General features: G+C 51.1%; 1 pseudogene. It reads left to right on the forward strand.

Going from position 1 to position 491, the window contains the following annotated elements:
• Window positions 1-491 (forward strand): annotated as a pseudogene (locus VT06_RS18325) (phosphate ABC transporter, permease protein PstA); the annotation flags it as partial.

Below are 491 nucleotides of genomic sequence, written 5' to 3' on the forward strand. Positions count from 1 at the left end.
GTGGAAATCACCAACTTTCGCACTGGCGAAGTAAGTTCGGTAATGGGCGAGATTGTGCGTAGTGAAACTATCACTGCCACTTTGGCCCGAGAAGGTGGTAACCCAATCGATGAAGGCCAAGACCTGGTAACGCGTTACTTGTTCAAACAGGGCAACCGCGATCAACTCGGTACCGATTTTGTGTGGCATTTTGGTAACACCATGCAAACGGTGAATTACCCGCAAGGCGCATTTGTGGTTGAGCGCCGTGAGTGGGGTAACTTCTATGGCTTCCCGGTTGCTTTAATGACCGATGGGTTAGTAACAGTAACCGCTGAAGACGAAGCGTTTCCCGCGCAATTATCAGTAGCGCTAGAACGTGCAATATCGCGTGCGAATGAGCAGCGCCAAATTGAACGCCGTGAAGTAGGGCGCATAAATACGGCAATGGAGCGCATTCGTTTGGAACTGCGCGGCATGGAGTTGCAGGGCTTAGATGAAGCTCAAGTTGC

Source organism: Arsukibacterium sp. MJ3, assembly GCF_000987765.1.
Taxonomy (GTDB): domain Bacteria; phylum Pseudomonadota; class Gammaproteobacteria; order Enterobacterales; family Alteromonadaceae; genus Alishewanella.